This window comes from uncultured Maritalea sp., from assembly GCF_937139385.1.
Classification (GTDB): Bacteria; Pseudomonadota; Alphaproteobacteria; order Rhizobiales; family Devosiaceae; genus Maritalea; species Maritalea porphyrae_A.
In genome coordinates this window covers 1-3,164 of record NZ_CAKZPW010000276.1, presented here as the reverse complement: position 1 = coordinate 3,164, position 3,164 = coordinate 1, and the positions used below count along the sequence as shown (strand labels likewise).

Annotated in this window: 3 protein-coding genes; 1 reads left to right on the top strand and 2 read right to left on the bottom strand. The window is 47.7% G+C overall.

Going from position 1 to position 3,164, the window contains the following annotated elements; genetic code table 11:
* Nucleotides 1–288, bottom strand: a 288-nt coding sequence (locus Q0231_RS11205; RefSeq protein ID WP_299347735.1) for an aminotransferase class IV, incomplete at its 3' end; no start/stop codon positions are given.
* Nucleotides 289–504: 216 nt separating this feature from the next.
* Between Q0231_RS11205 and Q0231_RS11200 the strand changes: the two genes are divergently transcribed.
* Nucleotides 505–963, top strand: a complete 459-nt coding sequence (locus tag Q0231_RS11200; RefSeq protein ID WP_269395271.1) for a MarR family transcriptional regulator — start codon at nt 505–507, stop codon at nt 961–963.
* Here the strand turns inward: Q0231_RS11200 and Q0231_RS11195 are convergent.
* Nucleotides 960–2,747, bottom strand: a complete 1,788-nt coding sequence (locus Q0231_RS11195; protein ID WP_299347734.1) for a diguanylate cyclase — start codon at nt 2,745–2,747, stop codon at nt 960–962. The two genes, Q0231_RS11200 and Q0231_RS11195, sit on opposite strands and share 4 nt — an antisense overlap.
* Nucleotides 2,748–3,164: the final 417 nt, after the last annotated feature.

Below are 3,164 nucleotides of genomic sequence, written 5' to 3'. Positions count from 1 at the left end.
ATAGGCATCAACCAAATTGTTCTTCGCCAAAACGTCGCGACAAGCTTGATCAAGCTGATCGGCAGTGTAAGGCACTTCAAAATCAAGCAATTCAGCCGATTTACGCAAGCGCAAAGAGTGATCATGCAGCTTGTAAATCTCGCCGTTATAAGCCCGTTGGCCCTCAAATACGCTCGATGCATAGTGCAGAGCATGGGTGAGCACATGCACCTTGGTGTCTTTCCAAGGTATCATTTCACCATCAAACCAAATCCAACCGTCCCGTTGGTCCAAAGGCACGCCGGCCATGTCAATTCTCCCTTAAGTCGACGCCCCTTCCCGGGTGGCGCCAAATAAACTGCTTTTCCCCAATAAACACCCACATACTTGGCAAATCAACTCAAGCTTGTGATAAGAAGAAGAAAAGCGATGATGAAGGGCAGCATGCCAGCCACAAAAATAAATGTCAATAAGACTGACATAAATTTGTCACTTGTCGATGAGCCCGCTGAATCAAGCGCGGACATGCCGCTCGATTTGATGGGTTTATTGTTCTTTGCCTACCGCGATTTCGTGCGCGATGCTGATGCATTGTTGGCCAAACAAGGGTTCGGCCGCGCCCACCACCGGGTGCTTTATTTTGTCAATCTTAGGCCGGGCATGACGGTCGCAGATCTGCTGGACATTCTAAAAATTACCAAACAAAGCCTTGCCCGCGTATTGCGCCAATTGGTTGATGGCGGTTATATCGAGCAACGCCCGGGACCCAACGATCGCCGGCAACGCTTACTTTACCCAACGGTCACCGGTTCTAAGTTTTTTGAAACACTTTCCACTTCACAAGCCCAACGTATTGCGCGCGCTCTAGAGCCTATGCCCGTTGAAACCCGACAGTTGGTCACAACCTTTTTGGCTTCAATGATTGACCCGGACGACAGGACGACGCTTGAAAATCTCAACTTAGTAGAGATTGATAATCCTTAACTTGCCAATTGATTTGATTGATGTTGGCCCGACGCGAAATCATAAACCTTATAAGATCCGCGCCCTGCTTGCTTGGCCGTATAAAGCGCGATATCCGATTGCGTCAACAAGTCGTGACGGCTAACTTGCCCATCCTTTGAAAAAGCAACTCCCACGCTCGCGCGACATACACAAAGGTTTCCTTTAATTCTTGCGGTCTGGTCAAGTCGTTCGCACAAACTTTTTGCGACCCGTTGCAGTCGCGCGATTTCATGTTCCCCTGAAACGATCACAATGAACTCGTCCCCACCCATTCTAGCAACAAAATCATCTTGTCCGACGACGTCGCGAATTATGGTTGCAGCCCGCAATAGCACATCATCTCCCACATCGTGACCGTAAGTATCATTGATCACTTTGAATTTGTCTAAGTCCAAAGTGAACAAAGCAACTGGCGACATATTTCTCTGCGCCATTAACAACCGCTCGGTCAGTTCGCGTTCAAAATATCGACGGTTGGGCACCCCAGTAAGCACATCATGCAAGGACTCATGCGCGAGCCTCTGCTCAAGTTCGCGTATGTCCGTAACGTCTTCATGTGTTCCAATCCATCCCCCAACTGGTGTTGGCGAATGCGCGGTTTTGATGAACCGACCTGTGCCAAGCACAGTATCTGTCAAATACGCCTCGCCACGTCGAACATGAGACATGATCTTGTTCACAAGATCCATTGGTTCACCTGCAAAATCACCGCGTTCCTTTTGTAATTCTAGCAATGATAAGAACGACTTACCCGTGAACACGTCGCTTTCGTTCATGTTGAAGGCCTGCAAATACTGTTCGTTCCACAAAACCAAATTATGGTTTTCATCGAAAACAGAAACACCTTGGTTCATGTTGCTCAAAGTTATATCTAAGACGTTTTTTCGTGCCGCTAAATTGGCTTGGCTGATCTCCAAATTCGAAATCGCGACAGCAATCAAAAAACTCGGAAATGTGCAAAATAGAGCAAGAGTTTGCTGTTGGAAAACAGCATCGCGCAACGGTAGGTCCACGGCAATACTCGGCCAATAGCCCATAACAACAGCCGCAGAAGTTGCAAGCGACAAGACCGAACTCACCATGGCCACTTCAAAGACCTTGCCTTTCAAGGCAAGCCACAAAGTTGGAAAAATCAATACGATGGCCGGGGGCAGATGCAAGAACAAGAGCACCACAAAACCAAACCCGAAGCTTGCGCCAAGCACTGCCCATTCAGCAATGTTTTCTTTCTTGAGGTAACGTTTAAGGTTCTGAGCAAAGGTACCACGATGCGCTGAAAAGACCGGCAAATAAACGATCATTGAACTAACGATATCACCGGCCCACCAATGCACAAATGCGTCCGAGAACGCTCCGCCAAATACAATAGAAACCGTCAGAGAACCCAGCCCCGCAGCGGGCACAGCCGCCAGGGCAACAACAGCCAACAAGACCAAACCGCGCCGTGGGGTAACAATCGGTTTGCTTTGAAACTTCAGTAGTTGGAAGCCGGTGTAAACACTCACCATTTCAACAAAGTTGGCCAAAGGAAACCCAACGGCAAGTTGCCAAATGTCACCATAAACCAGCTGCGTCGCCGCATTTGCAATTAATCCAGAAAACAAGAGTATCGCAGCATCCCTGCGCGACATGGCCATCGCCATAGAGACGAGAACAGCGTTCGCTGGCCAAAACACTGCTACATTGTGGGAAACACGTGCCAGCAATACGCTGGCCACTGCCAACCCAAAATAGACAATGAATCCAAGAAGAAACTTCCGCACGATGTCTGATAATCGCGTCATATGTATAATGCTGACCTATTCTTAAACCAGACAGCCGTCCAATGAACTGCCACATTCTGCTTTCAACCTAAGTCAAAGCAATCCATGAATGGTTAACCAACTAGAAAAGCAAGATGAATCACACTGTCAACCTATATCGAACAATGATGTGAACAATTGAAAAACACTGTCGTAGATCGATAATCAATCGCCATTAAACTGACGGTCTAGTCACTTATTTCTGCACATACCAACACCCTTGCACCGCAGGTTCCGGCCAAGTTGAAAGTGAAATGCAGACACGCGAGGCATTTAAGGTCTCGTGTTATTTGGTAGTAAAAATGAGACGTTAAACGCCTCGCGTGAAATGGCTTTTGCCTTAAAACTGAAATACCCCGAGGTGCTAAACCCTTCTAT

What these genes read in the sequence shown, in the direction of transcription:
- Q0231_RS11200 (WP_269395271.1), top strand. Translation starts at nt 505, where the DNA reads ATGCCGCTCGATTTGATGGGTTTATTGTTCTTTGCCTACCGCGATTTC.